The organism is Pampinifervens navoyensis, assembly GCF_046159715.1.
In the GTDB taxonomy this organism is placed as follows: Bacteria; Aquificota; Aquificia; order Aquificales; family Aquificaceae; genus Pampinifervens.
Map to the genome: position 1 here is coordinate 89817 of NZ_JBJXCT010000002.1, position 26087 is coordinate 115903.

At 47.5% G+C, this 26087-nt stretch carries 32 protein-coding genes; 13 read left to right on the plus strand and 19 right to left on the minus strand.

Annotated elements, in window-relative coordinates; genetic code table 11:
* Position 1 precedes the first annotated feature (1 nt).
* From pstA to ACKRDP_RS02075, 3 genes are read left to right on the plus strand one after another with little or no spacing between them, the layout of a single operon-like run.
* Positions 2–946 carry a phosphate ABC transporter permease PstA gene (gene pstA, locus ACKRDP_RS02065; protein ID WP_409153091.1) on the plus strand — a complete coding sequence of 315 codons (945 nt, stop codon included), beginning with the start codon at positions 2–4 and terminating at the stop codon, positions 944–946.
* A gap of 11 nt (positions 947–957) precedes the next feature.
* The gene (gene pstB, locus ACKRDP_RS02070; RefSeq protein ID WP_409153226.1) at positions 958–1758 is read left to right on the plus strand and encodes a phosphate ABC transporter ATP-binding protein PstB; all 801 of its coding nucleotides are present in this window, start codon (positions 958–960) and stop codon (positions 1756–1758) included.
* Between the two features lie 30 nt (positions 1759–1788).
* Positions 1789–2190: an acyl-CoA thioesterase gene (locus ACKRDP_RS02075; RefSeq protein ID WP_409153092.1), complete on the plus strand. Its 402-nt coding sequence runs from the start codon at positions 1789–1791 to the stop codon at positions 2188–2190.
* Here the strand turns inward: ACKRDP_RS02075 and ACKRDP_RS02080 are convergent.
* The 15 genes from ACKRDP_RS02080 to ACKRDP_RS02150 form a co-directional block, all read right to left on the minus strand.
* Positions 2141–2353 carry an AtpZ/AtpI family protein gene (locus ACKRDP_RS02080; protein WP_409153093.1) on the minus strand — a complete coding sequence of 71 codons (213 nt, stop codon included), beginning with the start codon at positions 2351–2353 and terminating at the stop codon, positions 2141–2143. The two genes, ACKRDP_RS02075 and ACKRDP_RS02080, sit on opposite strands and share 50 nt — an antisense overlap.
* On the minus strand, positions 2350–5388 hold the full coding sequence (locus ACKRDP_RS02085) for an efflux RND transporter permease subunit (protein ID WP_409153094.1): 3039 nt from the start codon (positions 5386–5388) through the stop codon (positions 2350–2352). The genes ACKRDP_RS02080 and ACKRDP_RS02085 overlap by 4 nt, the downstream gene beginning before the upstream one ends.
* Positions 5389–5539: 151 nt before the next feature.
* A complete protein-coding gene (locus ACKRDP_RS02090; RefSeq protein ID WP_409153095.1) occupies positions 5540–5992 on the minus strand; it encodes a nitrous oxide reductase accessory protein NosL in 453 nt (150 codons plus the stop codon).
* A gap of 11 nt (positions 5993–6003) precedes the next feature.
* Positions 6004–6324, minus strand: coding sequence for a hypothetical protein (locus tag ACKRDP_RS02095; RefSeq protein WP_409153096.1), 321 nt, complete (start codon positions 6322–6324; stop codon positions 6004–6006).
* A 4-nt stretch (positions 6325–6328) separates the two neighbouring features.
* Positions 6329–6706 carry a DUF411 domain-containing protein gene (locus tag ACKRDP_RS02100; protein ID WP_409153097.1) on the minus strand — a complete coding sequence of 126 codons (378 nt, stop codon included), beginning with the start codon at positions 6704–6706 and terminating at the stop codon, positions 6329–6331.
* Positions 6703–7317 carry a hypothetical protein gene (locus ACKRDP_RS02105; RefSeq protein WP_409153098.1) on the minus strand — a complete coding sequence of 205 codons (615 nt, stop codon included), beginning with the start codon at positions 7315–7317 and terminating at the stop codon, positions 6703–6705. The genes ACKRDP_RS02100 and ACKRDP_RS02105 overlap by 4 nt, the downstream gene beginning before the upstream one ends.
* Positions 7318–7440: 123 nt before the next feature.
* On the minus strand, positions 7441–8805 hold the full coding sequence (locus tag ACKRDP_RS02110) for an efflux RND transporter periplasmic adaptor subunit (RefSeq protein WP_409153099.1): 1365 nt from the start codon (positions 8803–8805) through the stop codon (positions 7441–7443).
* Positions 8802–9974, minus strand: coding sequence for a TolC family protein (locus ACKRDP_RS02115; RefSeq protein ID WP_409153100.1), 1173 nt, complete (start codon positions 9972–9974; stop codon positions 8802–8804). The genes ACKRDP_RS02110 and ACKRDP_RS02115 overlap by 4 nt, the downstream gene beginning before the upstream one ends.
* 49 nt (positions 9975–10023) lie before the next feature.
* Positions 10024–10296 (minus strand): hypothetical protein, encoded by a 273-nt coding sequence (locus ACKRDP_RS02120; protein WP_409153101.1) that lies wholly within the window; start codon positions 10294–10296, stop codon positions 10024–10026.
* Positions 10297–10298: 2 nt separating this feature from the next.
* Entirely contained in the window at positions 10299–11384 is a 1086-nt protein-coding gene (gene ftsZ / locus ACKRDP_RS02125; RefSeq protein ID WP_409153102.1) for a cell division protein FtsZ, read from the minus strand.
* A gap of 16 nt (positions 11385–11400) precedes the next feature.
* Positions 11401–12654, minus strand: coding sequence for a cell division protein FtsA (ftsA, locus tag ACKRDP_RS02130; RefSeq protein WP_409153103.1), 1254 nt, complete (start codon positions 12652–12654; stop codon positions 11401–11403).
* Positions 12651–13373, minus strand: a complete 723-nt coding sequence (locus tag ACKRDP_RS02135) for a cell division protein FtsQ/DivIB (RefSeq protein ID WP_409153104.1) — start codon at positions 13371–13373, stop codon at positions 12651–12653. The genes ftsA and ACKRDP_RS02135 overlap by 4 nt, the downstream gene beginning before the upstream one ends.
* Before the next feature lie 2 nt (positions 13374–13375).
* The gene (locus ACKRDP_RS02140; protein ID WP_409153105.1) at positions 13376–14239 is read right to left on the minus strand and encodes a D-alanine--D-alanine ligase family protein; all 864 of its coding nucleotides are present in this window, start codon (positions 14237–14239) and stop codon (positions 13376–13378) included.
* On the minus strand, positions 14202–15095 hold the full coding sequence (murB, locus tag ACKRDP_RS02145; protein ID WP_409153106.1) for a UDP-N-acetylmuramate dehydrogenase: 894 nt from the start codon (positions 15093–15095) through the stop codon (positions 14202–14204). The genes ACKRDP_RS02140 and murB overlap by 38 nt, the downstream gene beginning before the upstream one ends.
* A 2-nt stretch (positions 15096–15097) precedes the next feature.
* The gene (locus ACKRDP_RS02150) at positions 15098–15673 is read right to left on the minus strand and encodes a diacylglycerol/polyprenol kinase family protein (protein WP_409153107.1); all 576 of its coding nucleotides are present in this window, start codon (positions 15671–15673) and stop codon (positions 15098–15100) included.
* On the opposite strand from ACKRDP_RS02150, the gene ACKRDP_RS02155 reads away from it, so the two are divergent.
* The 8 genes from ACKRDP_RS02155 (at position 15666) to ACKRDP_RS02190 (ending at position 20067) form a co-directional block, all read left to right on the plus strand.
* Positions 15666–16349, plus strand: coding sequence for a YqiA/YcfP family alpha/beta fold hydrolase (locus tag ACKRDP_RS02155; RefSeq protein ID WP_409153108.1), 684 nt, complete (start codon positions 15666–15668; stop codon positions 16347–16349). The genes ACKRDP_RS02150 and ACKRDP_RS02155 overlap by 8 nt on opposite strands.
* An 80-nt stretch (positions 16350–16429) precedes the next feature.
* On the plus strand, positions 16430–16891 hold the full coding sequence (locus ACKRDP_RS02160; RefSeq protein WP_409153109.1) for an iron-sulfur cluster assembly scaffold protein: 462 nt from the start codon (positions 16430–16432) through the stop codon (positions 16889–16891).
* Positions 16888–17934, plus strand: coding sequence for a hypothetical protein (locus ACKRDP_RS02165; RefSeq protein WP_409153110.1), 1047 nt, complete (start codon positions 16888–16890; stop codon positions 17932–17934). Before ACKRDP_RS02160 ends, ACKRDP_RS02165 begins: the two co-directional genes overlap by 4 nt.
* Positions 17924–18175 (plus strand): sulfurtransferase TusA family protein, encoded by a 252-nt coding sequence (locus tag ACKRDP_RS02170; RefSeq protein WP_409153111.1) that lies wholly within the window; start codon positions 17924–17926, stop codon positions 18173–18175. The genes ACKRDP_RS02165 and ACKRDP_RS02170 overlap by 11 nt, the downstream gene beginning before the upstream one ends.
* The gene (locus ACKRDP_RS02175) at positions 18172–18408 is read left to right on the plus strand and encodes a DUF1858 domain-containing protein (RefSeq protein ID WP_409153112.1); all 237 of its coding nucleotides are present in this window, start codon (positions 18172–18174) and stop codon (positions 18406–18408) included. The genes ACKRDP_RS02170 and ACKRDP_RS02175 overlap by 4 nt, the downstream gene beginning before the upstream one ends.
* 2 nt (positions 18409–18410) lie before the next feature.
* Positions 18411–18662 (plus strand): NifU family protein, encoded by a 252-nt coding sequence (locus ACKRDP_RS02180; RefSeq protein ID WP_409153113.1) that lies wholly within the window; start codon positions 18411–18413, stop codon positions 18660–18662.
* Entirely contained in the window at positions 18659–19471 is an 813-nt protein-coding gene (gene aroE / locus ACKRDP_RS02185; protein ID WP_409153114.1) for a shikimate dehydrogenase, read from the plus strand. Before ACKRDP_RS02180 ends, aroE begins: the two co-directional genes overlap by 4 nt.
* A 14-nt stretch (positions 19472–19485) precedes the next feature.
* Complete coding sequence (locus tag ACKRDP_RS02190; RefSeq protein ID WP_409153115.1) at positions 19486–20067, plus strand: RNA ligase partner protein; 582 nt, start codon at positions 19486–19488, stop codon at positions 20065–20067.
* Here ACKRDP_RS02190 and ACKRDP_RS02195 read toward each other — a convergent pair.
* Positions 20064–21161 carry an RNA ligase gene (locus ACKRDP_RS02195; RefSeq protein WP_409153116.1) on the minus strand — a complete coding sequence of 366 codons (1098 nt, stop codon included), beginning with the start codon at positions 21159–21161 and terminating at the stop codon, positions 20064–20066. The two genes, ACKRDP_RS02190 and ACKRDP_RS02195, sit on opposite strands and share 4 nt — an antisense overlap.
* A 42-nt stretch (positions 21162–21203) precedes the next feature.
* On the opposite strand from ACKRDP_RS02195, the gene ACKRDP_RS02200 reads away from it, so the two are divergent.
* Positions 21204–22055: a prohibitin family protein gene (locus ACKRDP_RS02200; RefSeq protein WP_409153117.1), complete on the plus strand. Its 852-nt coding sequence runs from the start codon at positions 21204–21206 to the stop codon at positions 22053–22055.
* The gene (locus ACKRDP_RS02205) at positions 22052–23428 is read left to right on the plus strand and encodes a phosphoglucomutase/phosphomannomutase family protein (RefSeq protein WP_409153118.1); all 1377 of its coding nucleotides are present in this window, start codon (positions 22052–22054) and stop codon (positions 23426–23428) included. Before ACKRDP_RS02200 ends, ACKRDP_RS02205 begins: the two co-directional genes overlap by 4 nt.
* Here the strand turns inward: ACKRDP_RS02205 and ACKRDP_RS02210 are convergent.
* Genes ACKRDP_RS02210 through narH form a run of 3 tightly spaced genes read right to left on the minus strand, consistent with a single transcriptional unit; the run spans position 23400 to position 26078 of the window.
* Entirely contained in the window at positions 23400–24116 is a 717-nt protein-coding gene (locus ACKRDP_RS02210; protein ID WP_409153119.1) for a TorD/DmsD family molecular chaperone, read from the minus strand. The genes ACKRDP_RS02205 and ACKRDP_RS02210 overlap by 29 nt on opposite strands.
* A gap of 1 nt (position 24117) precedes the next feature.
* Positions 24118–24954, minus strand: coding sequence for an ethylbenzene dehydrogenase-related protein (locus ACKRDP_RS02215; protein ID WP_409153120.1), 837 nt, complete (start codon positions 24952–24954; stop codon positions 24118–24120).
* A gap of 11 nt (positions 24955–24965) precedes the next feature.
* On the minus strand, positions 24966–26078 hold the full coding sequence (narH, locus tag ACKRDP_RS02220; RefSeq protein ID WP_409153121.1) for a dissimilatory nitrate reductase subunit NarG: 1113 nt from the start codon (positions 26076–26078) through the stop codon (positions 24966–24968).
* Positions 26079–26087: the final 9 nt, after the last annotated feature.

The following is a 26087-nucleotide window of genomic DNA, read 5'->3' on the forward strand; positions in this document are numbered from 1 at the left end:
GATGGAACAGAGTATTGAAGTCAAAGGAGAGCTGGAAACGAGGCTGAAGGATTTTGATATAGAAGCCTACATAAAGGGTGTAAGGAAAAGAGACAGAATTTTTGAAGCTGTGGGTATGATAGCCACTTTTCTTGTGCTTCTTTTTCTGTTTGCAATAGCCGTAGACCTCCTAATTGATGGATGGGTGAGGATAAAGGACCCAGGTTTCTACACCTCTTACCCCTCAAGGTTTCCCGAGCAGGCAGGCATACTTTCCTCCTGGGTAGGAACGGTCTATGTGATGCTCGGAGCCATATTCTGGGCTGTGGTGCTTGGAATTCCTGCAGGCATATACCTTGAAGAGTATGGTGGTAAGGGGAAGATAGCAAGAATAATAGAGGCAAACATTTCTAATCTTGCTGCTGTTCCATCTATAGTGTACGGTCTTTTAGCTCTTGGCGTGTTTGTTTACAGGTTTGAGTTTGGTGAGAGTGTCCTGACAGCAGGGCTTACCCTTGGGCTTCTGATGCTTCCGGTTGTTGTGGTTGCTACAAGAGAATCCATAAGGAGGATACCCAGGTCCATTAGGGAGGCCGCCTATGCCCTTGGAGCCACAAGGTGGGAAACCCTTTTCCATCACATACTACCCTACTCGCTTGGAGGAATATTCACCGGTCTCATAATCGCAGCTTCAAGGGCAATCGGGGAAACCGCACCTCTTATAACCATAGGAGCTCTCACCTTTATAGCCTTCCTACCTCCAGCGCCTTGGGAGGACTTTTTGGGTATGCTCAAGTCCCCCTTTACAGTTCTTCCCATACAGATGTACAACTGGGTTTCAAGGCCTCAGGAGGCCTTTCATACAAACGCGGCAGCGGCTGGCTTTATACTTCTAGTTATAGCCCTTCTTATGAACTCCATCGCCTTCTATCTGAGGTTTAAAGTAAGGAGGAAATACCAATGGTAAACCCTGCTAAAATGTTAGAAGAGAGGAAAGTGGTGCAGAGCACTGGTCCAATCAATGTAAAACTTGAAGTAAGGAATTTTAACTTCCATTATGGGAACTTTCACGCCCTGAAGAACATAAACTTTCCCATTCACGAGAAAAGGGTAACCGCCATAATAGGCCCCTCTGGCTGTGGAAAGACCACTCTTCTGAGAGCCTTCAACCGCATGCACGACCTCTATCCCGGTGCCCGCTACCAGGGGGAGATAGTTATGTATCCAGACGGTATAAACCTTATAGATGGAAAAACAGACCCCCTCAGGGTGCGCATGCGCATAGGCATGGTCTTCCAGAAACCCAACCCCTTCCCAAAAAGCATATACGAAAATGTGGCATATGGGCTGAAAATAAGGGGTATAAAGAACAAAAAGCTTCTGGACGAGGCAGTAGAAAAGGCCCTTGTGGGTGCAGCCCTCTGGGACGAGGTAAAGGATAGGCTCCATGTGAACGCCTACTCCCTTTCCGGTGGTCAGCAGCAGAGGCTGTGCATTGCAAGGGCAATAGCTGTAGAGCCTGAGGTGCTTCTCTTTGACGAGCCTACCTCTGCCCTTGACCCCATATCTACCGCCAAGATAGAGGACCTCATAGTGGAGCTAAAGCACAGGATTACCATAGTAATCGTTACCCATAACATGCAACAGGCGGCAAGGATATCGGATTACACCGCCTTCATGTATCTTGGAGAGCTTGTAGAGTTTGGACCCACGGAGAAGATATTCACAAAGCCCGAGAAGAAGCTCACAGAAGACTACATCACAGGAAGGTTTGGATAAAATATCTCTGTGTTCCACTACCGCAGGCGTGTGCAGTTCTACGAGACTGATGCTCAGGGTATAGTGCATCACTCTAACTACTTCAGATACTTTGAGGAGGCAAGGGGGGAGCTCCTCCGCTCCTTAGGATACCCATACTCACAACTCAGAAAAGATGGCTTTGAGGTAGTGCTCATATCTGCCAGCTGTGAGTTTTTAAAGCCACTTTATTATGATGAGGAGTTTACGATTGAGTTGAGCCTTTCTCACATAGACCGCTTTACCTTTTCCTTCCAGTATCTTCTCAGGTCTTCAGAGCTTCTGAGAGCCAGAGGAAACACGAAGCACTGCGTCGTAAAAGAAGGCAGAATAGTGTCCATACCATCGGAGGTAAAGGAGAGACTTATCCAATCTTTTTCAGGTCTCTGTAGGCATTCAGAAAACCAGAGATGATGCCTATAAAAAAGAAAAAGAGCATTCCAAAGGGAAAGATTCTGAGCCCAAAAAGCCCTTCCATCAGCCACCGGTCAAAGGCATATCCCACCAACAGCCCTGCTATTATGCCACCCAGCAGGTTAAAGCCTACCGTCAGGGCAAGAAAGTCTTTACCCTTCATCTCTTAAAAGTATACAGTGCAGGCAAAACAAACAGGGCTGTAAGAAAGGAGGAGACAACTCCCCCCAGCATGGGCAGAGCTATGCGGGATATGACCTCCGCGCCCGTTCCCTGAAGGTAAACCGCTGGCACAAGCCCGGCTACCACCGTAAGCATGGTCATGCTCTTGGGTCTTATCCTCTTGACGGCACCCTCGTATACGGCCTCTTCAAAACTCTTCTCCCCACGCCGTTCGAGGGCTTTCATTATGTAAACAACCATCACTATACCCATCTCTGCGGCGATACCAAGAAGGGCAAGAAAGCCTGCTATTGACGCTATGGAAAGTTTGTAGTCAAAGAGCCACATAAGGAAGAAGCCTCCAAAAAGGGAAGAGGGCAGAGTAAATAGGACAAGCAGAGTTTCAAAGAGCCTCCCAAGGCTCAGATACACGAGAAGGACTATGGTAAGGAGCACGAGGGGAACTATAACCCTCAGGTCTTCCATAGCTCTCTTCCAGTATTCAAACTGACCGCTCCACTCATAAAAATAGCCCGATGGCAAGTTTATACCCTCCTTTATCCTTTTTTCTCCCTCTTCCAATATCCTTCCTAGGTCGGCGCCCGGCTCAGGGGTTATGTAAACATAGGCAACCAGCATACCGTTCTCTGACTTTATCTCGGCAGGGCTTTCTAACCTCTTTATCTCTGCTACCGCACTGAGGGGGACCAGCCTGTCTCCAAGGGGCAGCATGAGCCTCTCAAGGTCTTCTCTGTAATCTCTTGGAATTCCTAAGGTTATGGAATACCTTTCTCTGTCGCTTAGGTAAACGGAGACTGGACTGTTGGCAAGAAGGGTTTCCACCGCAGAGGCTATGTCCTCAAGGTTCAGTCCGTAGAGCAACAGCCTGTCCCTGTCTGGCTTTATCTCAAGGTATGTGGCACCCCCTACTCTCTCTGCGTAAAGGCTCATCACACCCTCTATACCCTGAAGGACCCTTTCAAACTCAAGCACAAGCCTTGAGAGCTCTTCTACATCTCTGCCGTAAACCTTTATGCCAAGGGGAGTCCTTATGCCAGTGGTAATCATGTCTATCCTTCCCTTTATGGGCATAGTCCAGCTGTTTACAAGCCCCGGAAGCTGAAGGGCTCTGTCCAGCTCTGCGATTAGCCTTTCGTAGGTCATACCTTCCCTCCACTGGCTCTCAGGCTTTAGCACTATGGTAGTTTCTATCATGGAGAGGGGTGCGGGGTCTGTGGGGGTGTTTGCCCTTCCTGCCTTTCCAAAGACGCTTTCTACCTCAGGAAAGCTCTTTATGATTCTGTCCTGAAGGGTTATGAGCCTCTGGGCTTCCTGAATGGAAATACCCGGGGCTGTGATGGGCATGTAAAGGAGCGTGCCTTCCCTCAGGTCTGGCATAAACTCCCTTCCAAGGTTTCTGTAGAGAAGGTATGTGAGGGGTATGGAAAGAAGGGCAAACGCGAGGAAAAGATATCTGAGCCTCAGAGAAAGGTAAAAGAGGGGGGAGTAGAGGCTTATAAGTCCCTTTACGATGGGGTTTTTCTCCTCGGGAAGTTGTCTTCCCCTTCCAAGGTAGTAGAGAAGGGAGGGAAAGAGAAGGATACTGAGAAGGGACGCCACCAGCATGGCGAAGGTTTTGGTAAGCACAAGGGGTTCAAAAAGTCTTCCTGCCTGTCCCTTGAGGGCAAGCATGGGAACGAAGGACACTGCCACCACAAGAAGGGCAAAGAATATGGGCTTTCCCACCTCGGAGACAGACTCCACTATGGCAGTCTCTATATCCTTTCCCTCCTCCCTTTTCCTTGAAAAGGCTTCCACCAGCACAATGCCCGCATCCACCATAGTTCCTATGGCTATGGCTATGCCACCAAGGGACATGATGTTGGAGTTTATGCCAAGGTGGTTCATGAGAATAAAGGTGCCAAACAGAGAAAGCAGGAGAAATACAACGATAGAAAGGCTAAGAGTCAGGCTGAGCAAGAATATGCCCACAACCACCACAACCACCACAGACTCTTCCAGCAATACCCTCCACAGGTGCCTTATTGCCCTCTCTATAAGGTCAGACCTGTCGTATACGGGCACAATTTTCACATCCTCAGGCAGTCCTGCCCTGACCTCTTCCAGCTTCCTCTTTACCTCCCTTATGGTCTTGTAGGCGTCCGCACCGTATCGCATCACCACTATTCCCCCCACCGTGTTTCCAAGACCGTTAAGGTCTGCGGTGCCCATCCTCAGAGCTGGAGTTTCCACCACCTTACCTATGTCACCCACCCTTATGGGTATTCCTCTCACATCTTTTACAACCGCCTTTTCTATATCCTCTTTGCTCCCCACATAACCTCTTAGCCTTACCGTAAACTCTCTGCCACCAAACTCCACATACTTTCCACCCGCTTCTATGTTTGAGCCTTTTACTGCTCTGGCGACCTCCTCAAGGGAGACCCCGTAAAGGGAGAGAAGCTCAGGCTTTAACACCACCCTGTATTCTTTTTCAAAGCCCCCCACACTTGCCACTTCCGCCACATCAGGCACAGACAGCAGGGCATACCTTATGTAAAAGTTCTGAAAGCTCCAGAGCTCATCAAGGCTTCTCCTCTCCGAATAGAGGGCATACTGATAGACCCAGCCAAGTCCCGTGGCGTCGGGACCTATCTCCACCCTTGCCTGCTGGGGCAGTTGGCTTCTTATGGAGGAGAGCTTTTCCAGAACCCTTGAGCGTGCCCAGTAGAGGTCAGTCCCATCCTCAAATATCACATACACCAGAGAATAGTTGGGCATGGAGTAGCCCCTTACCGCCTTTACTCTGGGAAGTCCCAGCATGGCAGAGCTGAGGGGGTATGTGAGCTGGTTTTCTATAACCTGAGGAGCCTGCCCCATCCACTCAGAGTATAGGATAACCTGTGTGTCTGTGAGGTCTGGGAGAGCGTCTATGGGAGTTTTTCTCAAAGATTCAAGACCATAAAGCACAAGAAAAGCCATGAGGATAAGGGTTATAAACCTGTATCTCAGAAGAAATTCGGTCAATGCCTTCACTTAAACACCCCCCATCTCACCCTTTAATCAGATACTTTATGAAAGCCATTATGCCGAGGATAAGAAAGAGGAGCACAAGGATATAAATAAGCCCCATACCCCAGCCCATTCCATGCATATCCCACATCCACATCATATCAATCACCTCCTTTTAATGAACATGCCCCATATCAAGGTGCTCAAGAAAGACCTTGTCTATTTCCTTAAGCTGATATACCCTGTCCTTTGCGGACTTTGGGCTTTTTGCAAACTCCTGAGCGTCAAGCCTGCTTCTGAAAGGAACAAGGTCGTAGCCCATGGGTCCTTCTTTTATGGAAACATAGAAGGCTTTTGTGCCGTCTATCCACCTACCGCTTTTAAAATCCTTCACCCATAGCTCAGCCACCTTTTCTCTGTTCTCAAGGTAATACTTGAGAATGTGCTTTGGAGACTCTGCATATTTGTATGAGCCATCCTTTAGTTTTACCTGAGCTGTGAGCCTTGGTTCCATGTTCACATCCATACCGCAAACAACGCACCTTTCACCCCTTGGTGGCTCCTTTGGCTGTGAAAAGGCAAACAGGACTATGAATAATGTTGAAAGGATAAGAATAAGGGCTTTCATAGTTCCACCTCCTACTTTAGAAACTCTTCCATGCGTCTCTTCATATCAGGGTTATTCTCGAAGACCTTTCTCATGGTTTCCCTGTGCTGGAGCATCATCTTCATCATCCTTTCCATAGAGCTTGGGCTTTTCATCATCATTTCCATCATCTGCTCACTGCATCTATGCATGTGTTCCATCATCATCCTCTGCATCTCAGGGTCATCCATCATATGCATCATCATACCCTGTGAGCTCCTGTAATCACCTGAGCCTTGCGTATGAGCCTCTCGGGTGTAAGGGCTTGGAACGGACATGACCAGAAGAATCGATGACATAACAAGTTTTCTCATGATACTACCTCCTTTCAACTATTTGATAGCTTTCCTCGTAGCTTCCATAGGCGCTCTTCTTTCCGTGGCTTGAAGCCACACCCCTTATACTCCTGTCCTTTATAACCCTTCTTACACCTTCTGGAAGCACATGCCCTTCTATGAACCTTCCTTCGTAGACCATGGTATGGCACGACCTGAGCTGTGGAGGTACGCCAAGCTGGCTCTTTATCTCCATAAGCCTTTCTGGGCTCACTTCAACCCTCTTTACATTAAACCCATCCCTTTCCAGCCTTGAGAAATACTTACTACAACACCCACAGCTGGGGCTGTAATAAGCAGTTAGCTCACCAGCGAGTGCCTGAAAGGCAAGCAGGCTTAGTAAAAAGGCAAGAGTTTTCATCCTTTCACCTCCTTTCTTTCATAAAGCCATCCGACCAAGGGTGGTAGCCAGCAAAGATTTGCTGCTATAGTTTCAAGTGCCACATAGAGGTTAGTAGTGGGGCTGAAGCTTACGAACCTCACCACTAAGAGCCCGAGAGGAACAAAGAGCACAACCCCGAGGCTTGTCAGCATCACAGGGTTTTTTATGTAGTCCCTAAGGGCAACCTTAAGGCTTTTACTCCTTCTGAGGAGAAATAGAAAGCCTGATATGTTCGCCCCTATCTGGTCGCTAAGGGCATAGAAATAAGGAATATAAAAGCCTTCCACACCGTATACGTTAACTCCGAGCAGGCGTGAGAAAAGGTCAACGACCCACGGGAAGACCATACCCATAAGCTTTCCCCATCCATAGGCTTCCGCCATAGAAACTTCCGCCCCAACCAGTCTGCTCTTAAGGGCGTAGATGCCTTCAAAGAGGCTTTCACCTTCCCCAGAGAGCGTTCTTACAGCCCATTCCCCAAAAGGATTCTGTTTTATGTCAAGACCATCAAGAAAGACTCCGAGAGAAAGCCCGAGTATGTATCCAGTTAATGTAAACTTAAGGAGCTCTGAAAACTCTTCTCTTTCCATGCTCAGCGTCTCCTATAATTTTTTTCATGGACCTTCTTCTCTACTTTCTTGGGCTTATTGTCTTCAGCCTTGCTCTGCTCTACCTTCTTCACCTCTATGGTAGATTTATGAGCAGAAGGTAGCTCAATGATGATGTTCATGACCCTTCACCTCCTGTCCATAGACGCCTCTGAGCTGTGCCTCTGAGTCCAGAAGGAATGTTCCCCTGACCACTACCCTCTCCCCTTCTCTGAGACCCTCAAGCACCTCATAGTATCCTTCTGCTCTTCTTCCAACCCTTACCCTTCTTGGCTCGTATAGCCCTGGCTCTTTTTCCACAAAGACTATCTGCCTTTTTCCTGTATCCACCACCGCTGACTCCGGCACTGCAAGAGCCTCCCCCAGAGGTCTTTCAAAGTAAACCTCCACGAGCTGGTTTATCTTCAGACCTTTCCCCGGCAGGTCTATTCTAACTCTTACAGTCCTTGCATCCCTGTTAGCCTCCGGGAATATGTAGTCAACTCTGCCCGAGACCGACTCTCCTCCCACCGGGCTCACCAAAACCTTCATCCCCCTTTTCACACTTCCTGCATACTCCTGTGGCACTTCTGCGATTACCCACACCCTTGATATGTCCGCAATCCTGTAAGCAACATCTCCAGCCTTCAGAAAACCTCCGGGAGAAACCCTTCTCTCAAGCACAACCCCCGAGTATGGGGAAGTGACCACATCACCGGCTTTGAGGTAAGAGAGCCTTTCAAGCACCAGCTTCTCAAGCTCTTTTCTTCCCATATCCCTTGCGAGCCTGAGCTCCGCCTGTGCTATTTCCCCTTCCGGGCTCATTATCCTCATAAGTGGGGTGCCCTTGTTTATCAGCTCTCCCTCAAACCTGCCAAAGGTATCAAGCACCCATCCATCAGACCTCACAGTAATCTCGTAGGTTCTTGAAAGGTCATAGGAAACGTATCCAACGGTGCTAAAGCTCTGCAGGAGCTCAACCCTTTTTACCTCCTCCGTCTGCACTCCAAGAAGCTGGAGCTTTTCCGGGCTTACGCTGATTCCCTCTTCTCTCTTCTGCTCGCCCTGCCCTGGGGTAAAGGGAATGGATATGTCCCTTTTGAGAATCTTCCCTTCAACCTGTGCGATTACCTGCCACGAGCCCGCCATGCTTATGTCCACAGTGCCCTCGTATCTTCCACTTTTCAACTCTTTAAGCCCTGCATCCTCCCTCATCTCCCCCATCCCGGGCATGGGAGGCATGTAAAAGTAGAGGCTCTGAAGCCTCTTTTCTGGCTTTATCTCCACAAAGACAGTATTCTTCCCCACCCTCAGGCTTCCATCCCTCGTATAAAGCTTCAGCACTACACCCTCTCCTTCAAGGCTTAAAGTCAGGAGGTATCCCTTAGGCGCTATATCTTCTGCCTTCTTAGACTTCCAGGAAAGATAGAGAAAGAAAGCCGTAAGACTTGCAATCAGGACAGAAATGCCCAAAAAGAGCCATCTCTTCATAGATACACCTCCGCCCTTACTTTTATTCTTTTCCTCTCAAGCTCAAGCTCAAGAAGGTTCATCCTGAGTTCCCACAGCTCCCTGTAGAGCCTCAGTATGTCCCTGAAGTCTGCCTTTCCAAAGGTGTATGCAATCTGGAGAGCCTTGAGCTCATTTTCCTTTTCCTCCACCAGCCTTTGGGTGAGATTTCTTAAACCTTCTACCCTCACTTCCTCCACTTTGAGAGCCTGAATTTCCTTTCTTAGCTGAAGCCTTAGCCTTTCACGCTCCAATTCCTTAGCCCTGAGCTCCTCCAGTTTTTCAAGCACCATGAGTTCTTCCCTTACAGACCTTCTGAGTGGAAGGCTGACGCTTACTCTGAGGCTAAACATGTTTTCAAGCCCGGGTCTTATCATATACTCCGCCATAAACTCTGCATCCGGCAGATACTCCACCCTTCGTCTTTCCACCTCAGCCTTGAGCTTTTCTATCTCTTCGGACACCACCTTTAAGTAAGGGCTTTTTTCCGCATTTAAAGCCTCCAGGTCAACTTCCTGAATTGCTGGCTCTTCCCCTCTCAGTTCAAAGCTCTTTCCCACAAGGCTGTCCAATTCAACCTTTAGAATTCTTCGGTCTTCAAGAAGGTTTCTCATGTCCCTCTCAACCTTCAGAGCCTCAGCCTTCAGGGAAAGAAGTTCAGAAAGGTTTGCTCTACCGAGCCTGTAGTTTTCCTCTGTGAGCTTTTCAAGAGACCTTATCTCGGAGAGTATGTTTCTATAGAGCTCTTCTCTTTTGTAGGTGTAAAGCCACTCAAGGTATCTTAGCTTTATCTCTCTTATAAGTTCCCTTTTTGCCACCTCCTCCTGAAGCCGGAAAATCTCACCCTCTACCCTTGCAGTAAGGGCTTCCCTTTCTCTTTTTGTCGGAAGCACATACATCTGGCTAAAGCCTACAGAAAGACTGCTCATACTCTCATACTTGCTTGGGTATGGTCTGTTGAGAGGAAGGTTGTTGAGACCAAGGTATGCTGAGGGATTTGGAAGGCTTTTTGAATATCTTTCTCTGTATTCAGCAGATTTTTTCATATGCTGGTAGGTTTTGAGAGCCGGTGAATTGTCAAGGGCGTATTTTATGAGCACTTCAAGCTCCCCTGCGCCTGAAAAGGAAAAGATAAAGAGAATGAGTATCATTAAGTGCATGTGACTATTATAGGCTTCAGAGCTTTTTATTTCAAGGCTTTTATTTCACTTTATTTTTGTATACAAAAAGCCAAACTTTACCGTTAATTTTATCCTCTCTTATGACACATATATGGCTGGTGCCTTCCCTGTAGCACTCATAAACCTCCCCCTTTTGTCTGTTTATGTAATAGACCCTGTCCTCAAGGTGGTTTTCCTCACGAAACTCTTCAAGGCTCAGGACCTTAAGCTCAAACTGTGCGTTCCTGTATCCGTAAACGAGCCCCAGGATGAAGGCTATGGACTTATCACTTCTTGTTTCTATCCTCTGCATTCTTATATCTTCTTCTTCCTCCTGAGGTAGGCAGGTATATCCTCAATCTCCGGCTGGACTGGTTCTATGGTTGTTTCCGGAACTGCCTTTTTCAGAGGCTCCTTGAATTCTGGCTTTTTGACCACCTTCAGCTGCCCAAGACTCTGGGCATTTTCAAAGTCCGTGGCAACCACAGCCACTCTCATGAAGTTCTCCCTGCTGTTTTCAAGCATGGCACCAAAGATTATCAGGGCATCTTCGTGGGCAGTCTCCCTTATCCTGCCTATAGTTTCCTCAACTTCTCTGAAGGGCACATCCTCGCTCACCCAGAGGGTCACAAGCAATCTCCTTGCTCCCTGTATGCTGTTGCCCTCAAGGAGTGGGCTGCTAATTGCCTGTTCAATGGCATAGTCCCTTCTTCCGTCTCCCTTGCCCTCACCTATTCCTATAAGGGCAAGCCCTCCCTTTTCCATCACCGTCTTTACGTCCGCAAAGTCCACGTTTATAAGGGCTGGAGTGACCACTATGCTGGTAATTCCCATAACCGCCTTTGCAAGCACATCGTCCACCATCTTGAAGGCATCCTTTATGCTGAAGTTTCTGTCTGCCATCTCCACCAGCTTCTGGTTGTTGACCACTATGTAAGTGTCCACCACATCTCTGAGTTTTTCCAGCCCCTCGCTTGCTACCTGCATTCTTTTTGGTCCTTCAAAGTTGAAAGGCTTAGTAACCACAGATACGGTGAGTATGCCCATATCCTTTGCTATCTCCGCTATTATGGGTGCTGCACCGGTTCCGGTTCCTCCGCCAAGTCCACTGGCTATGAAGAGCATGTCGGTGTTTCTCAAAACCTCCCTTATCTTGTCCGCATCCTCAAGGGCTGCCTGCTCTCCCACCTCAGGCTTTGCACCCGCTCCCAGACCTTTCGTGACCTTCTCTCCTATCTGTATCTTGTTGGGAACTGAGAGGGACGCAAGATGCTGGACATCGGTGTTTATCACAAAAAGCTCTACACCCTCAATACCCTCAAGATACATCCTGTTTACTGCGTTGGAGCCACCACCTCCGACTCCAAATACCTTTATCCTCGTGGGGTTCAGACCTTCCATATCCTTCCTCCTTAGTTCACATTATATCCTTAAAAAAAGACTTGAACCTCGTTATAAGACTTGAAAGGTTAAAGGTATTTTCTGAAACTTTTTCTTTTCCCTTCTGTGATACTCCCCTTTTTTCCAGGGTTAGCTCTCTGTAGGCCAGTTTAACAAGCCCCACAGCTGTAGCATAGGCTGGGTCCTGAACCTTTTCTTTGAGCCCTATTACACCCATGGGGTAGCCCATCCTTACTGGAAGGTCAAAGTATCTCTCAAGAAATTCCCTCATACCGGCCAGCTTTGCAGACCCGCCCGTTATAACCACACCTGCATGGAGCGAGTCCAGGTTCACCCCCTGAGCGTTCAGGTAGTCCGCCACCTTTTCCATGATTTCCTCAAGCCTTATCTGTATAACTTCAGCGAGCTGTTTTCTGCCAACGGTCACTTCCTTCTCTTCACCCCTGGGTTTTATCTTTATCCTCTCTGTCTCGTTTACCGCATCCGCCAGTGCGTAACCATTCTCTATCTTTATCCTCTCTGCCTGTTCCACGTTTATTTTCATAAAATGGGCTATATCCTTAGTTATGTTAATCCCTCCCATGGGAACACATCCCGTGACCAGTATGGAACCTTCAGAGAAAACCACAAAGTTTGTAAGTCCGGCACCCATGTCCATCATAAGCACCCCCTCTTCCTTCTCCTCGTAGGTAAGCACTGCCTCTGCAGAGGCAAGAGGAGAAAGAAACTTCCCGGCTATGTCCATGCCTGCGTTCATGACCACCTTCTCCGTGTTCTTGAGAAGGCTTGCTCCTATCTTTACCACATGCACCTCTGCAGACATCTTTGACCCAAGAAGTCCAACGGGGTCTATTACACCCTCCTGCTCGTCCAGCACGAACCTTCTGGGTATGGCGCTCAGTATTTCATAACCCTCTTCCCTTGAGCGCATGATGGCTCTGTCTATCAGCCTTTCTATGTGAGTGTAGTCTATCTCTACTGGCTGGGAGGATATGCTTACCGTATCCCTCTCATTCTGACTTTTTAGAGTTGGACCGGAGATGCCAAGCACAACCGTTGAGAGCTTTACACCAGACATTTCCTGAGCCTCTTTCATAGCACTAAGGACTGAGTTTACTGCAAGGTCAAGACGCGTAACATAACCCCTGTCTATACCCTTTGAGGGGCTCTCCCCTATGCCTATGACATGAACATCACCGTAGCTATCTATCTCACCCACAAGGGCTACCACCTTACTGGTGCCTATGTCAAGGGCTGTTATTAGCTTCATTTTACCTTTTCACCTCTTATTATCGCTAAACCCTCCATGTTTACATCTAACTCCTTTGTGTTCATATCAATATTATAAACTTTAAAGACATTCACCACATTCTCCACAACCCCTCTATCCAGGAGAAAGAGTGGGGGCATGGTTATCTTCAACCCGTCCCAGGTATAGGCTACAGTATTCAGATTTGTAACATAGATTTCTCCCAGCTTATTTCCCATTAAATCAACAAGTGTTTTTAAATTATTAAAGTTCCTTTTTATAAATTCAACATCATGGGTATATGCCACTGGCCTGACGATTTTTATGTATTGTGATTGAAATACTGTTCCATTTTTGTCAAAGAAATATACAACATCATTCTTAATTACGGCGATTACTGGCTTTTTCTCTTCAATAAATATCTTTAATTCTACACCCTTACTACTAAAGACTCTATCTATCTTGACGCTGTTAACAGAGTTCCTGGTTCTGGCGTTTAGATTGTTTAAAAGAGCGGCACTGTTTATGAATAACCAGTTATTTTTGAATTTTTTTACCTCATCGGCAACAACCTCAGGAGGTATGGTTTCAATACCTTCTACGTAAAGAGCTTTAATCTTGAAAAAGTCTATGTTATCCGTAAAGTAGGGAACAAAGAATCCAGAAAGACCCATTGAGAAGAGCCAGAGCGCTGAAAGAATATAACCCAGCCATCTTCCCCGTCTCCCATCCTTTTTCATGATTAAAATAATAACATATCTATCAACTCTCTAAAATCAAGTCCTGCCTTTTTGCAAGCCATGGGGAAAAGACTCAGTTCTGTCAGACCCGGTAGGGTGTTTACCTCCAGAAGGTAGAGCCTGTTGTCTTCGCTTATCCTGAAATCGACCCTTGAAAGGTCTTTGAGTTCAAGTAATCTGTGGGCAAGAAGTGCAGTTTCCTGAAGTCTTTCAGCAAGGTCTCTATCCTCCACGAAAAGGTATTCTGTCATGCCTTTAGTATACTTACTTTCATAGTCGTATATTCCCCTCTTTGGCCTTATTTCCACCGGCGGCAGTGCTTTTTCTTTCAGAATCCCCACGGTTACATCTCTGCCCTCTATATACTCTTCCACCATGACCTTTTTTGAAAGTTCAAGACACTTTTTTATAGCCTCTCTCGCCTCAACTTCATCCCTCACGAGGAAAAGTCCAAAGCTTGAGCCCTGGTCAGCAGGCTTTACGATTGCAGGGTATATATGCCATCTGAGCTCTTCCTCTTCGGACCTTATGCAGACCCAGCGTGGCACTCTGATACCATGAAAGGAGAGCACCTTTTTTGTAATATCCTTGTCCATGGCTATACTGCTTCCGAGAACTCCAGAGCCCACGTAGGGAATTCCAAGTATGTCAAGAAGCCCCTGAACCCTACCATCCTCCCCGTAGGGACCGTGAAGGGCAATAAAAACCTTGTCAGGCTTTATATTCTTCAGTCTCTCGCAGAGGTCGTCAGTCAGGTCCAGGGGTATAGCCTCGTGCCCCAGCTCCTGAAGGGCTCTGAGCACCGCCTGACCGCTTTTTAGAGAAATCTCACGCTCTGCAGACCTTCCTCCCATAAGCACTACCACTTTCAACGAGCCTTACCTCCTCCTCAAGGTTTATACCAAACTCTTCAAAGACCCTTCTTTTGGCCTCTTCTATTATTCTAACCACCTCCTCGTAGTTCCCTCCGCCCAAGTTTACAAGAAAGTTGGCGTGAAGCTCTGAGAAGGCAATGCTTCCAACCCTGAAGCCCTTCATACCTACCTTTTCTAAAAGCCTTCCCGCATAATCGCCCGGAGGATTTTTGAAGGTGGACCCGCTCGTTAGCATGTTTATGGGCTGTGTCCGTTTTCTTCTCTCTCTTATAAGCTCATACTCTTTTCTCACATCTGCCCTGCTGAGTGGCACCCTGAAGCTGGCAAGAAACACCATACCAAGCTCCGGAAAGGGAGAGCCTCTGTAAGTAAAATTTAGCTCCTCCTTCTTTGCCCTGTGAACCCTCCCCTCCCAGTCCATAAAGCTCACCTCCACAAGGTGCGCGCTTATATCATAACCAAAGGCTCCCGCGTTCATAGCTACCGCGCCCCCAACCGTCGCAGGAAAGCCCCCAAGCCTGTAAAAACCCTCAAGATTTTCCCTCAGGGAAAGGTTTACAAGCTCCGAAAGAGGCACCCCCGCCTGAGCTTCTATGTAAAGGCTATCGCCTTCCCCTTTTACCCTCAGAGCCTTGAAACTCCTCATGCCTATAACGAGACCATCAAAATCTCCAAATATGGTGTTAGCACCCCTGCCGAGGATAAAGACTTCAAGACCTTTATCCTGTGCAAAAAAAAGTAAGTATCTTAAATCCTCTTCTCTGTCTGGCTGGGCGAAGTATTTTGCCTTACCGCCAACTCCTATGGTAGTATAGGATGAAAGCCCAACCCTTTCTCTTATCAACATGCTTAAAGCATTATCCAGTATACAAAGCCTGCAGTCAAGGGCACTGTGAAGTTGTCGTCAATCCCTACAGGCAGAGCCTCAACAACTGCAGAAAGAAAAGAGACTACGAGAGCCTTCCACATCTCCACAAAGGGCAGAAGCACCAGAAAACTTGAAAGGAAAAAGGCAAGCGTCCCCTCAAGGCTTCTCTCTCCAATCCTCCTTCTTCCATACCTAATCCCCACTATGCTGGCAAAAGCATCCCCCACTGCAAGAACCACCACAGAGACTATGGCAGGCTCTCTTCCAAAGAGGATGAAAACCAGGAATATGCCCAGGTTTGCCCACAGAGCCTGAATGCCTGGCTTTGATAGGTTTTTCTCCCTTTCAAGCCTGTAAACAAGCTGGTAGTATAGCCTGAACCTGTCTTTCCAGGCCTTCATCACAGTAAGAAGGTTGACCCCCAATACGCCAAGGAACAGCAAAAAGCTTAGCCATGCGGGAAAAAAGCCCAGCGGAACCAACCATAAAAGCAGGGCAAAAAGGTGAAAAACCTTTCTTCTTGTTTCCAAATCCTCTATAATTTCCCCTATGTTCATCTACGAGCTCACAAACCCTGAGGTTATTTTAATACACCTTCACGGCTTTGCCAGCAACGTAAAGGGTAGCAAGCTGGAGGTCCTGAGAGAAAGGAGCCTTCAGGGTAGATTTTCCCTATTTGCCATGGATATGGACTACCAGACCACTACCACCAGCAGAGTCCTTGAGGTGCTTGATGTCCTTGTGCAGGGCTTTTCCCGGAAATTTTCCACTGTATGGCTCTCGGGAAGTTCACACGGTGGTTATGTGTCCCTCAACTATCTCAGGTTCTACAGACCAGAAAAGGTGAGCAAGGTCTTTCTCTTTGCCCCCTCTTACTCAACCCTCGGGCTTACCGTAAGGGAAGTAGGGGAGGAAAAGTGCAGAAGCTGGCTTGAAGGCAAGGAGGATTTAAGTTTTGAGGAATGTGAAACGGGACTTGAAATAACCATAAACAGGGAGTTTGCTGTAGACATAATTCAGAAGGGCTATGAGATAATCAGGGATGGTGAGGTGGATTTTCCTTCAGAACTTCCCTACGAGATTTATGTCTTTCATGGCAGACAGGACAGTATGGTTCCGGTGGAACACTCAAGGCTATTTACCAGAAAGGTTAAAGTCAAGGAGTTTCTTGAGCTTGAGGATGACCACAGGCTAAGTAGCACTTTCGGGTCTCTGGTGAAGAAATTTATGTAAGCCATATCTTTGATAAAGGTCATAGCAAGTCTGGACAAAACTATCATATTCTAATTGAACAATGTTAAGGAGGTGTTAAGATGTTTGAATACAGCGAGAAGGTGCTTGACCATTTTCTAAACCCACGGAATGTGGGTGTGCTTGAGGATGCCAATGCCATAGGTCAGTGTGGCAATCCAGCCTGTGGTGATGCCATGCTTTTCACCCTCAAGGTAAACCCTGAGAACGATGTTATAGAGGACGTGAGGTTCAAGACCTTTGGCTGCGGCTCAGCCATAGCGGTCTCCTCACAGCTGACAGAGATGATAAAGGGCAAGCCACTCACCTACGCCCTTAACCTGACCTACAAGGACATATTTGACGAGCTTGGTGGCCTCCCTCCACAAAAGATACACTGCACAAACCTGGGGCTTGAGACACTGCACGTTGCCATAAAGGACTACCTCCTCAAGCAGGGCAGAATTGAAGAAGCCATGAGGATACCTGACTGCTACGAGGAGGAAGAGGAAGAAAGCAGAGAGTTTGAATTTCTTTCCACATGAAAGTAAGGGCTGTTGCTCTTTTTTCTGGAGGGCTGGACAGCAGTTTAGCGGTCCGCCTCCTTCAGGACCAAGGCATTGAGGTTAAGGCCCTTCACTTCTACACTGGCTTTTGCATCACAGAGCACAAGAGACGCCTTGGCCTGAAGAGAGAAGACGGGTCGCAGTATGTCAACCCTGCACTCAGGGCAGCAGCCCAGCTTCATGTTCCCATTGAAATGGTGGATGTGTCGCAGGAATACTTTGATGTGATTCTCAACCCAAAGTATGGCTACGGAAAAAATGTAAACCCCTGCGTGGACTGCCGCATATTCATGCTCAGGAAGACAAAAGAAATAATGGAGAAAGAGGACTACCACTTTGTGGTCACCGGCGAGGTGCTGGGACAGAGGCCCATGAGCCAGACCTTTGAAAGGCTCATGCTCATAGAGAAGGAAGCCGGGCTTGAGGGCTACATCCTCAGACCCCTCTCTGCAAAGCTCCTTCCTGAGACCATACCCGAAAGGTTAGGCTGGGTTGACAGGGAAAGACTGCTCGGCATCAGCGGAAGAGGAAGAAAAAAACAGATAGCCCTTGCCAAGAAATACAGTCTTGAATACCAGCAGCCAGCTGGAGGCTGTTGTTATCTTACAGATGAAAACTACGCCTACAGGTTTCGCGAAGCCTTTGAGATGGAAGGCACCATTACCAGAGATGACCTTGTGCTTTTTTCTGTGGGGAGGCACTTCAGGCTACCCTCGGGTGCAAGGCTTATAACTGCAAGGAACGAGGGGGAAGTCAGGTTTCTCATGGGCTTCAGAAACCGCTACAGCCACGCCTACAGAAAGGACCTGAAGGGCACCTTTGCCCTCATAAAGGGGGAGCTCAGGGATGAGGAGAAAAAGCTGGTGGCAGATATTGTGGCAAGATATTCAAAAAATGAACCTTGTGAAGTGGTTATAAACTTCAATTCTAAGGAGGAAACCCTCCGGGGAAAACCAGCCCAGGAAGAAATTGTGGAATCTCTTAAAATATATAACAGACAGGGAGCAAAGCATGGGAATTGAAAACATAGAACCGGACGTGGTTCATGATGTGGTGGGGACCTTCTGTCCAGTCCCCGTTGCGGAGACTGCAAAGGTCATAAAGACCATGCAGGTTGGTCAGGTGCTTGAGCTTGTGGCAGATGACCCGGGTGTGGTGGAAGACATACCTGCATGGTGCAAGGCTACAGGTCAGGAGTTTCTCGGGCTTTATGAGGAAGATGGCGAGTATCATCTCTTTGTGAAAAAGGTAAAGGAAACATGAAGGAAAGAATCACGTTGGACACCAACCTTATGGAGCTTCTCAAAAACTTTCCCCAGGCAAGGGAAATCCTCATGAGGTATGGCTATCGCACCCTTGAGGAGGAGGATATTGAGGATGTGGTGGCTGATAAGCTGACCCTTAAGGGTTTTTGCAGATTGATGGACCTGGATGATGAAGCTCAGGGAAATCTCTGGCAGGAGATACAAGATTTATACAGACAGCTGGAGGATTAATCATGAAGGAGAATGAGCTAAGAGAGGTGGAAGAGATACTGGAAAGAATAAGACCAGCCCTTAAGGAGCACCACGGAGACCTAAAGGTGGTAGACATAAGGGAAGGTGAGGTTTACCTTCAGTTTGAGGGCGGCTGCACCGACTGTCCAATAGCGGACGTAAGCGTGAAAAACGTGGTGGACATGGCAATAAAGGGTAATCTCAGCTGGGTCAAAAAGGTGGAAATTCTTCAACCCAAGTATCAGATTGGATGACCCTTGATGGAAGGACGCAGGTACATGGTATACTGGGCTACCCCGTAAAGCACTCCCTTTCTCCAGTCTTTCAGAACAGAGCCTTTGAGCACTTTTCAATCAATGCTGTTTATGTCCCCTTTGAGGTAAAACCTGAAGACTTTGAGCCTGCCCTGAGTGGTCTAAAAGCCCTTGGCATAAGAGGTGTCAACATCACACTCCCCCACAAGGAAAGAGCCCTTGAGCTTGCAGACTTCAAAGACAGGCATGCTGAAGCCATAGGCTCTGCCAACACTTTGAAGGTTACAGAGGAGGGAATATACGCCTACAACACCGACTGGATAGGATTTCTGAAGTCTGTCAGAAAATTGACTCCCGAGCTCTCTGGAATAAAAGCCCTCGTGCTGGGTGCTGGGGGTTCTGCGAGGGCAATAGTTTATGCTCTCAGGGCTGAAGGGGCGGAGGTTTTCCTGTGGAACAGGACAAGGGAGAGAGCAGAAAGTCTCTGCGAGCACTTTGGATGCAGGGTTGTAGAGAGCGTGGAAAGGGTGCTTGAGGAAGTAGAGCTTATTGTAAATACCACCTCCTCTGGTCTCAGAGGCGACGACCCTCCCATCTTTGATTACGGTCTTCTCAGACCGGAGCACAGAGTGATGGACATAATATACAGTCAGACGCCCCTTCTGAAGGCTGCCATGGAAAAGGGCTGTCCCTTTCAGGACGGACTTGACATGCTTCTCTATCAGGGCATGGAAAGCTTTAAAATATGGACCGGGCTGGAAGTGCCCTACGAGGTGGTCAGAAAAGCTGTTGAGGAATACAGAGGGTAATATAATTAAAAACAATGGACATCTTTGTGCTTGACACCAGCGTCTTTACCAATCCAGATGTCTACTCTCAGTTCGAAAAAGACCAGCTTGGAGCCATAGAAAACTTTATTACGCTTGCTTCTCACAGCAGGGCACAGTTCTACATGCCCACCTCCGTGTATGAGGAGTTCAACAAGATGGTGGAACTCGGGAGCCTGAAGCCAAAGTTTGAACTGGCAGTCAGGATTCGTTCCCCCCGCAGATTCAACCTGATGGTGCCCGCAGAGTTTCTCTACGAGTTTATAGAAGAGGTAAGATACAGGATAAACAAGGGGCTACGCATAGCGGAAGAGCACACAAAGGAGGCAGGAAAGCTCTCACAGGAAGATGTGGGAAAGTTAATAAACAAGCTGAGAGACAAATACAGAGAGGCTCTGAGGACAGGCATAATAGACAGTAAGGAGGACCTTGATGTGTTGCTGCTTGCCTACGAACTTGATGGTATATTAGTCTCCGGTGATGAGGGGCTCAGAAGCTGGGCGGACAAGGTGGGAATAAAGCTCATAGACCCCAGAGGCTTCAGGTTTATACTTGAAAGCCAGACCGTAAGAACTTAATCTATCAGGGAGCCGCCCTTCAGTAAATGCCCCAGAAGCCCAGTCATGTTAAGAAAGACCTTTTCAAACTCAAGAAGCCAGAATTCTCCTTCCTGTCTCAGGGCTAACTGGTTTACCTGTATGTGAACGGATGCATGTTTTATCTGCTCCAGAAATACGAGCGCATTCTCCCTTTTTCTAAACCTGCATCTGAAAACCCTGCGCACCTTTCCCTCTTCTCTTGCCATCTTGCATGCCTCAAAGAGACCTGTGAGAAAAGCCTCCCCCAGTTCTCTATACAGCTCCTCATCCTTCTTAAGCCCCTCCTCTTCTATGAAGAGGGCAAGCCTGAGAAGCCTGTTGGTGTAGTAATCCGCAGGAAGACCGAGCATGTTGAGCGAGGTTATCCTTATATCGTTCAGGTTTGCGTAGCTTGTTATGTATTTGACCCTCTTATCCCTCTCTGAGTCCTCTTTCATAACAACGCCTTCCCTCCCTTCTTCGTTTAGCCTTCTGAGAAGCTCCTTAAGGTCTTCAACCTGCTCGGGGGTGTACAGACCATACCTTTCCACGCTGGGAAGACCGTATTTTTCGATGAGCCTTAGCTTTTCTCTGTAGGGCAGAAACCCCTGAGAATTCTTACGCATGATGTCAAAGAGGAAAAATCTGATGTCCTCCTTTATGTAAGGTGGGCTTTCCTCCACGTAGGGATTTTCAGGACCTGCCACCTCCATACAGAGCACAAGGTCAGGATTATCTTCGAAGAACCTCCTGTCCACAAAGTCAAGAACCCTGTCGGTGCTGAAGGCACACACATACCCACCCCTCGTAAGGGCATAGACCTCACCATCGTGCATAAAAACCCTCACGTTGTAGCCATCCACCTTCTCCTCCACCCAGAAGGGGGCTTCAAACTGCTCGGGAATGCCCGTGGAGAGCTGGAATATCCTCCCTATGTGGGGATAGCCCCAAATGACGGTGTCTTTGAAAAGGACTGTCCCCCTTGGAATGTCTTTAAAGTCATCGGTAAAACGGAGGTATTCAAAATCTCCAAAGGACTCGCTTTTCAGCCTGTTCCTTTTGAGAGCTTCCTTCAATGTATCCTGCGCTATCATATACAGGTCTAAATTATAATTTCTTTTGAGGAGAAGTTAAGCGTGAAAGGCTCTGCTTTTGATGGCTTTAAGTCTGTGGGATACTTTGTAGTCTTTATATTACTAATACTTTTTCTTGTCCTTGCGGGTAACCCTCTTGTAATAGTTCAGTCTGGCTTTGTAGGGGTTAAGAGAACACTTGGTAAGATTGACCCGACCCCATTAGTGGAAGGACTGCACTTGAGGATTCCACTTCTGCAGACAGTTGAAAAGGTTGAGATAAGAACAAGGGCTGTAGAGTTCACCCGAGAAAAACAGAACCCTATAAGCACTCTCTCAAGGGATGGGTTGCCTGTAAACATGGATGTAGCGGTGCTTTACAGGGTTGATGCCCAAAAAGCTCCGGAGCTTATAAGAGAATACGGACCAGACTATGAAGAAAAGGTAATAAAACAGATAGTGAGAACAGCAGTAAGAGACGCCATAGCTGAAATGGAAAGTTCTATAGTCTATCAGGAAAGACAGAAACTGCAGGAGAGAATAAAGAGAGAAGTGGCCGGACAGCTTGCGAGAAGATATTTGCTTCTTGAGGATGTGCTCATAAGAGATATAAGACTTCCAGAGAGTGTGGTCAAAGCTATAGAAGAAAAAAGGAAGGCCTACGAAGAAGCTCAGAGGATGCAGTTTCTCTTAGAGAAAGAAAAACTTGAGGCCGAAAGGAAAAAAGTGGAAGCACAGGGTATAGCAGAGGCGAACAGAATAATAGCAGGTTCTCTTACGAGGGAATACCTTATGTGGAAGTTCATAGAGAACATCCAAGAGTATGCCAGAAGTCAGAATAACACCATAATACTTCTGCCCTACGATACCAGAATGACACCCATTATAAACATACCGCAGGGAGGTCAAAAATGATTAAATTCGGCACCGACGGCTGGAGAGCCATAATAGGTGATTCCTTTACCTTTGAAAATGTAAGGAAAGTTGCCCATGCCCATGCAAGAGTTCTTCAGAAACAGGGAAAGAAGAAGGTGGTAGTGGGCTATGACAACCGCTTTATGTCCGAGCACTTCGCCCTCGAGGTCTACAGGGTTTTCAGAGCGCTTGGCTTTGAGTGCTTTCTTACCAACAAAGCCTGCACCACGCCCATGGTCTCTTTTGCTGTCAAGTATATGGGCTTTGACAATGGGGTTGTGATAACTGCCTCCCATAACCCTCCAGAGTATAACGGATACAAGATAAAGGACTCCTTTGGTGGCTCCGCCACGCCGGAGTTTATAGCGCAGGTGGAGGAAGAGCTGAAGTTTGCAGAAGTTGTAAAGCCTGAAAAGTTCCAGCCCGAGTATGTAAACGTCTGGGGCGAATACACAAGGGAGGTAAAGAGCAGGGTAAACATGGAACTTTTCTCACAGAAGGACATGCTTCTTGTGCACGACGCCATGTATGGCTCTGCTCTGGGAACATACTCCCATGTGCTTTCCGGCACGAGGATAGGGGTGCATCAGATAAGGAGCTACAGGGACCCCCTCTTTGGAGGGCATGCGCCAGAGCCGGTGGAGAAGCACCTTGAACCTCTTATGCTCAAAGTGAAGGCTCTGAAAGCTCACCTTGGCATAGCCAACGACGGGGATGGGGACAGGATAGCCCTTGTGGATGATAAGGGAAGCTTTGTGAACGCCCAGCTGATATACGTTCTGCTTCTTTATCATCTTCTCAGAAACAAGGGTATGAGGAATGGTGTTGTAGTAAAGACCGTCTCCACCACATACCTTGCGGACAGAATATGCAGGACTGAAGGTGTGGAGCTGAAAGAAGTGGCTGTGGGCTTTAAAAACATAAACGAGGTAATCCTGAAAGAAAGGGTCATATTCGGGGGAGAAGAAAGCGGTGGTTACGGCATTGTGGACTTTCTTCCAGAGAGGGATGGGCTTTTCACTGGACTTAACATACTTGAGCTCCTTATGCTCAAGGACAAACCTCTCTCTGAAGTGATAGAGGAGATATTCAAAAACTACGGGGAAGCACACTTCAAAAGAGTTGACTTTCATGCGGAGGAGGACAAAAAGCAGAAGCTCAGGGAACTCATAAAGAACCCACCGGAGAGGCTCGGGAACATGAAGGTCTCAAAGGTCATAACCCTTGATGGTCTCAAGCTGGTCTTTGAAAACGACGGGTGGGTGCTATTCAGAGCCTCCGGCACTGAGCCCCTCATAAGAGTTTACGCAGAGATGCCCAGCAAGGATGAGCTCGAGGAAGTTCTCAGGAGGGCGGTGGAGCTTTTTGATTGATAAACATCTGCGGTGTCTTGCCTTCTATACCGCACTCCCATGTGGAACCCTCAAGCATTTCCTTTCTGTACTCTATAAGGTCAAGCACAACTCCTATCTCTTGCCTTTCTCTGTCAAGGAAAGAACGCATCAGCTTTGACATGAGCCTGTAGTACTCCTCCTGAGTTTCCTCTTCAACTAGCTGGCAGAAGAGTCTGTACCACCTTCCGAGGTGGTCTCTAAAGAAATACTCGTAGCCCTTGCTGGCTATCTCCGCCTTTTCTGCCTCGTCCGCATGGACCTTTTTCAGGAGCAAAAGGCTCAAAAATTCCAGCTGAGGAATTAATCCATCCGGCTCGTATCCCTGCCTTACTTCAAGACCAAAGGCTCTGTAAAAACCTTCTATGTCCGCAAGCTCTTGAGCTTTCCTTCCTGCCTTTTCAAGCTCGTAAGCAGTCTCCCAGCTGGGCGCCTTCAGAGATGTGGCAAAAAGGGAATTCCAGTCGCACTGGAGGTCCAAAAGCCTTTCTTCTCCCTCGTACTCCTGCAGACATGCTTTCAGAGCTTCTACATCAAAATCAATGCCAAGGTTTCTAAGGCTCAGGGAGAGGTCCTCAAGACTTTCTTTTAAAGCCTTCAGGGAGTCCTCCCCTGGATATTCAAAAGCCAGCGATATAAACTTGTAAAGGAAGGCTTTATAAAGTTCCATCTCACTCCACCTTTAGCCTTATCCATGAATAGCTTAGAGACTTCCTTGCCCCCACTTCTCCGTTGGCTCCATCCCACACTGCAAAGCTGGCGAAGGTTTCCTTGCCAGGTCCCCATTCAGGGTTTGAAGTGCTCTCTTCTACAAAAACCCTCTTTATAACCACATGCCATTTTCCATTCCTGTAAACACCTTTGCCCTCTGCCCCCTGTATATCTTTCCATGTGGAAGAACCATACCCCTCTGCAATCACTTCCCTTACTGGTGTGTTAAAGGTGTTCTTTCTGAAGACCTTCTCACCGCCTATGTAATTCAAAGCATACTGGTTTGCCCAATTCTCAGGATACCTATAAGGTGGATCTGCGTGTGGGTACCAGTCATAGGCATAATTAGGATATATCTTCGCAGTGTCGGAATAACCTTTTTCTATATTCTCTTGTCTGAAGGCACTCCAGTGTAGTATTAGAACTCTCTGACTTTTGTCTCCCATGGTTACCGGAACATCTGCAGAAGGCTTATAAGGAATCTGAACCGCCACAGCATCAGAGAATTTACCGATGAGGTGAAACCTGTCTTCAGTTTTATCAGACCAGGTCATATGAAAGGCTATACTTTTCCCATCGTTGAGACATCTTACAGCAATGCTTGTTACTGAAGGTTTAAGTTCCATCGGAACAGTTACAGCCTGACCACTGAGAGAAACATCTAAAGGCTTGACGCTTGCCCAAACCTTATCAAATGGGTCCAGGGGTAGGCTTTTTACCCTTTTACATACCATCTCCTGAGAAAAGGTAACACCCGAAAAAATAAGCCCTAAGATTAAGGCTTTCGTGTATCTCATGGCTCACCTCCTTAAGGTATATCCTGTCTCACCACATCAAGCTTTTCATCTTTGTGAGGTCTGAATTGAACAGGCTCAACCATTGGAACTCTGACTATCTCCTTTCCTGCTTCATCGTATGCCACGACCTCTTTCTTATCTACCTTGAAGGTATGAGGTATTCTGGGGGTTGAGCCAAAGAGGTGCAGAAGTGCTTGAAGTTCCGGCTCTTTACCTTCTCTCATAGCCATGTATGTCTTCACTGCATGTTCTGCACCAGGCCCAAACATCTGTTTTAGAAAGCTAACAGGAACATTTATGGGCGGTATGTAATAAACATTAGGCTCAAGCCCACTTTGAGGATATATTGGCAGTGCAACTTTTTTTACATGAACCAGAAAGTCTATAGGGTTTTCAGGTCTTGCCTTTTCAGGTGGGCTTATAAAGCCCATGAGCCTTATTTTACCTATACAGGTTATGACGCACTGAGGCTGGTAGCCATCTTCAACCCTTGGGAAGCATCCGATACACTTCTGAGAGATTCTTGCCACAAAATTGAAATGTGTTTTCTTGTAAGGACAGGCCTTTATGCATTCTTGATAACCCTCACACCTTTCTGGGTCTATGAGTACTATTCCATCCTCTTCCCTCTTGTATATTGCCTGTCTTGGACAGGCGGCGAGGCATGCAGGATAGGTGCAGTGATTGCATATTCTTGGAAGGTAGAACATCCATATTGGATGGGGTAGGTTTTCAAGGACAGTCCCCACATCTACTGGCTCGTTGACCTCGTCCTCACCCACGTTTGGATACATCCAGTCAAGCTCATCAGGCTTCCATCCGAGAACTATTTCTCCTTCTGGTGCATCAAAGACAGTTTTCTTGCTACCGTCAAGAAGTTCAAGAAGCTTTATATCCCAGCCGAGAGGATAAAAGCCCCAAGGTTTTGTCTCCACATTGTTCCAGAGCATATACTCCTGACCTCTTCCGGGTGTCCATGTGGTCTTGCAGGCTACTGTGCATGTCTGACAGGCTATGCATTTGTTGAGGTCCATAACCATCGCGAACTGTTTCTTTGGTCTCTTGGGCTCGTAGGGATAGTTAACTTCCCTGTTAAGTTGCCAGTTGTAGGCTTTGTGCGCCATGGCTCACCT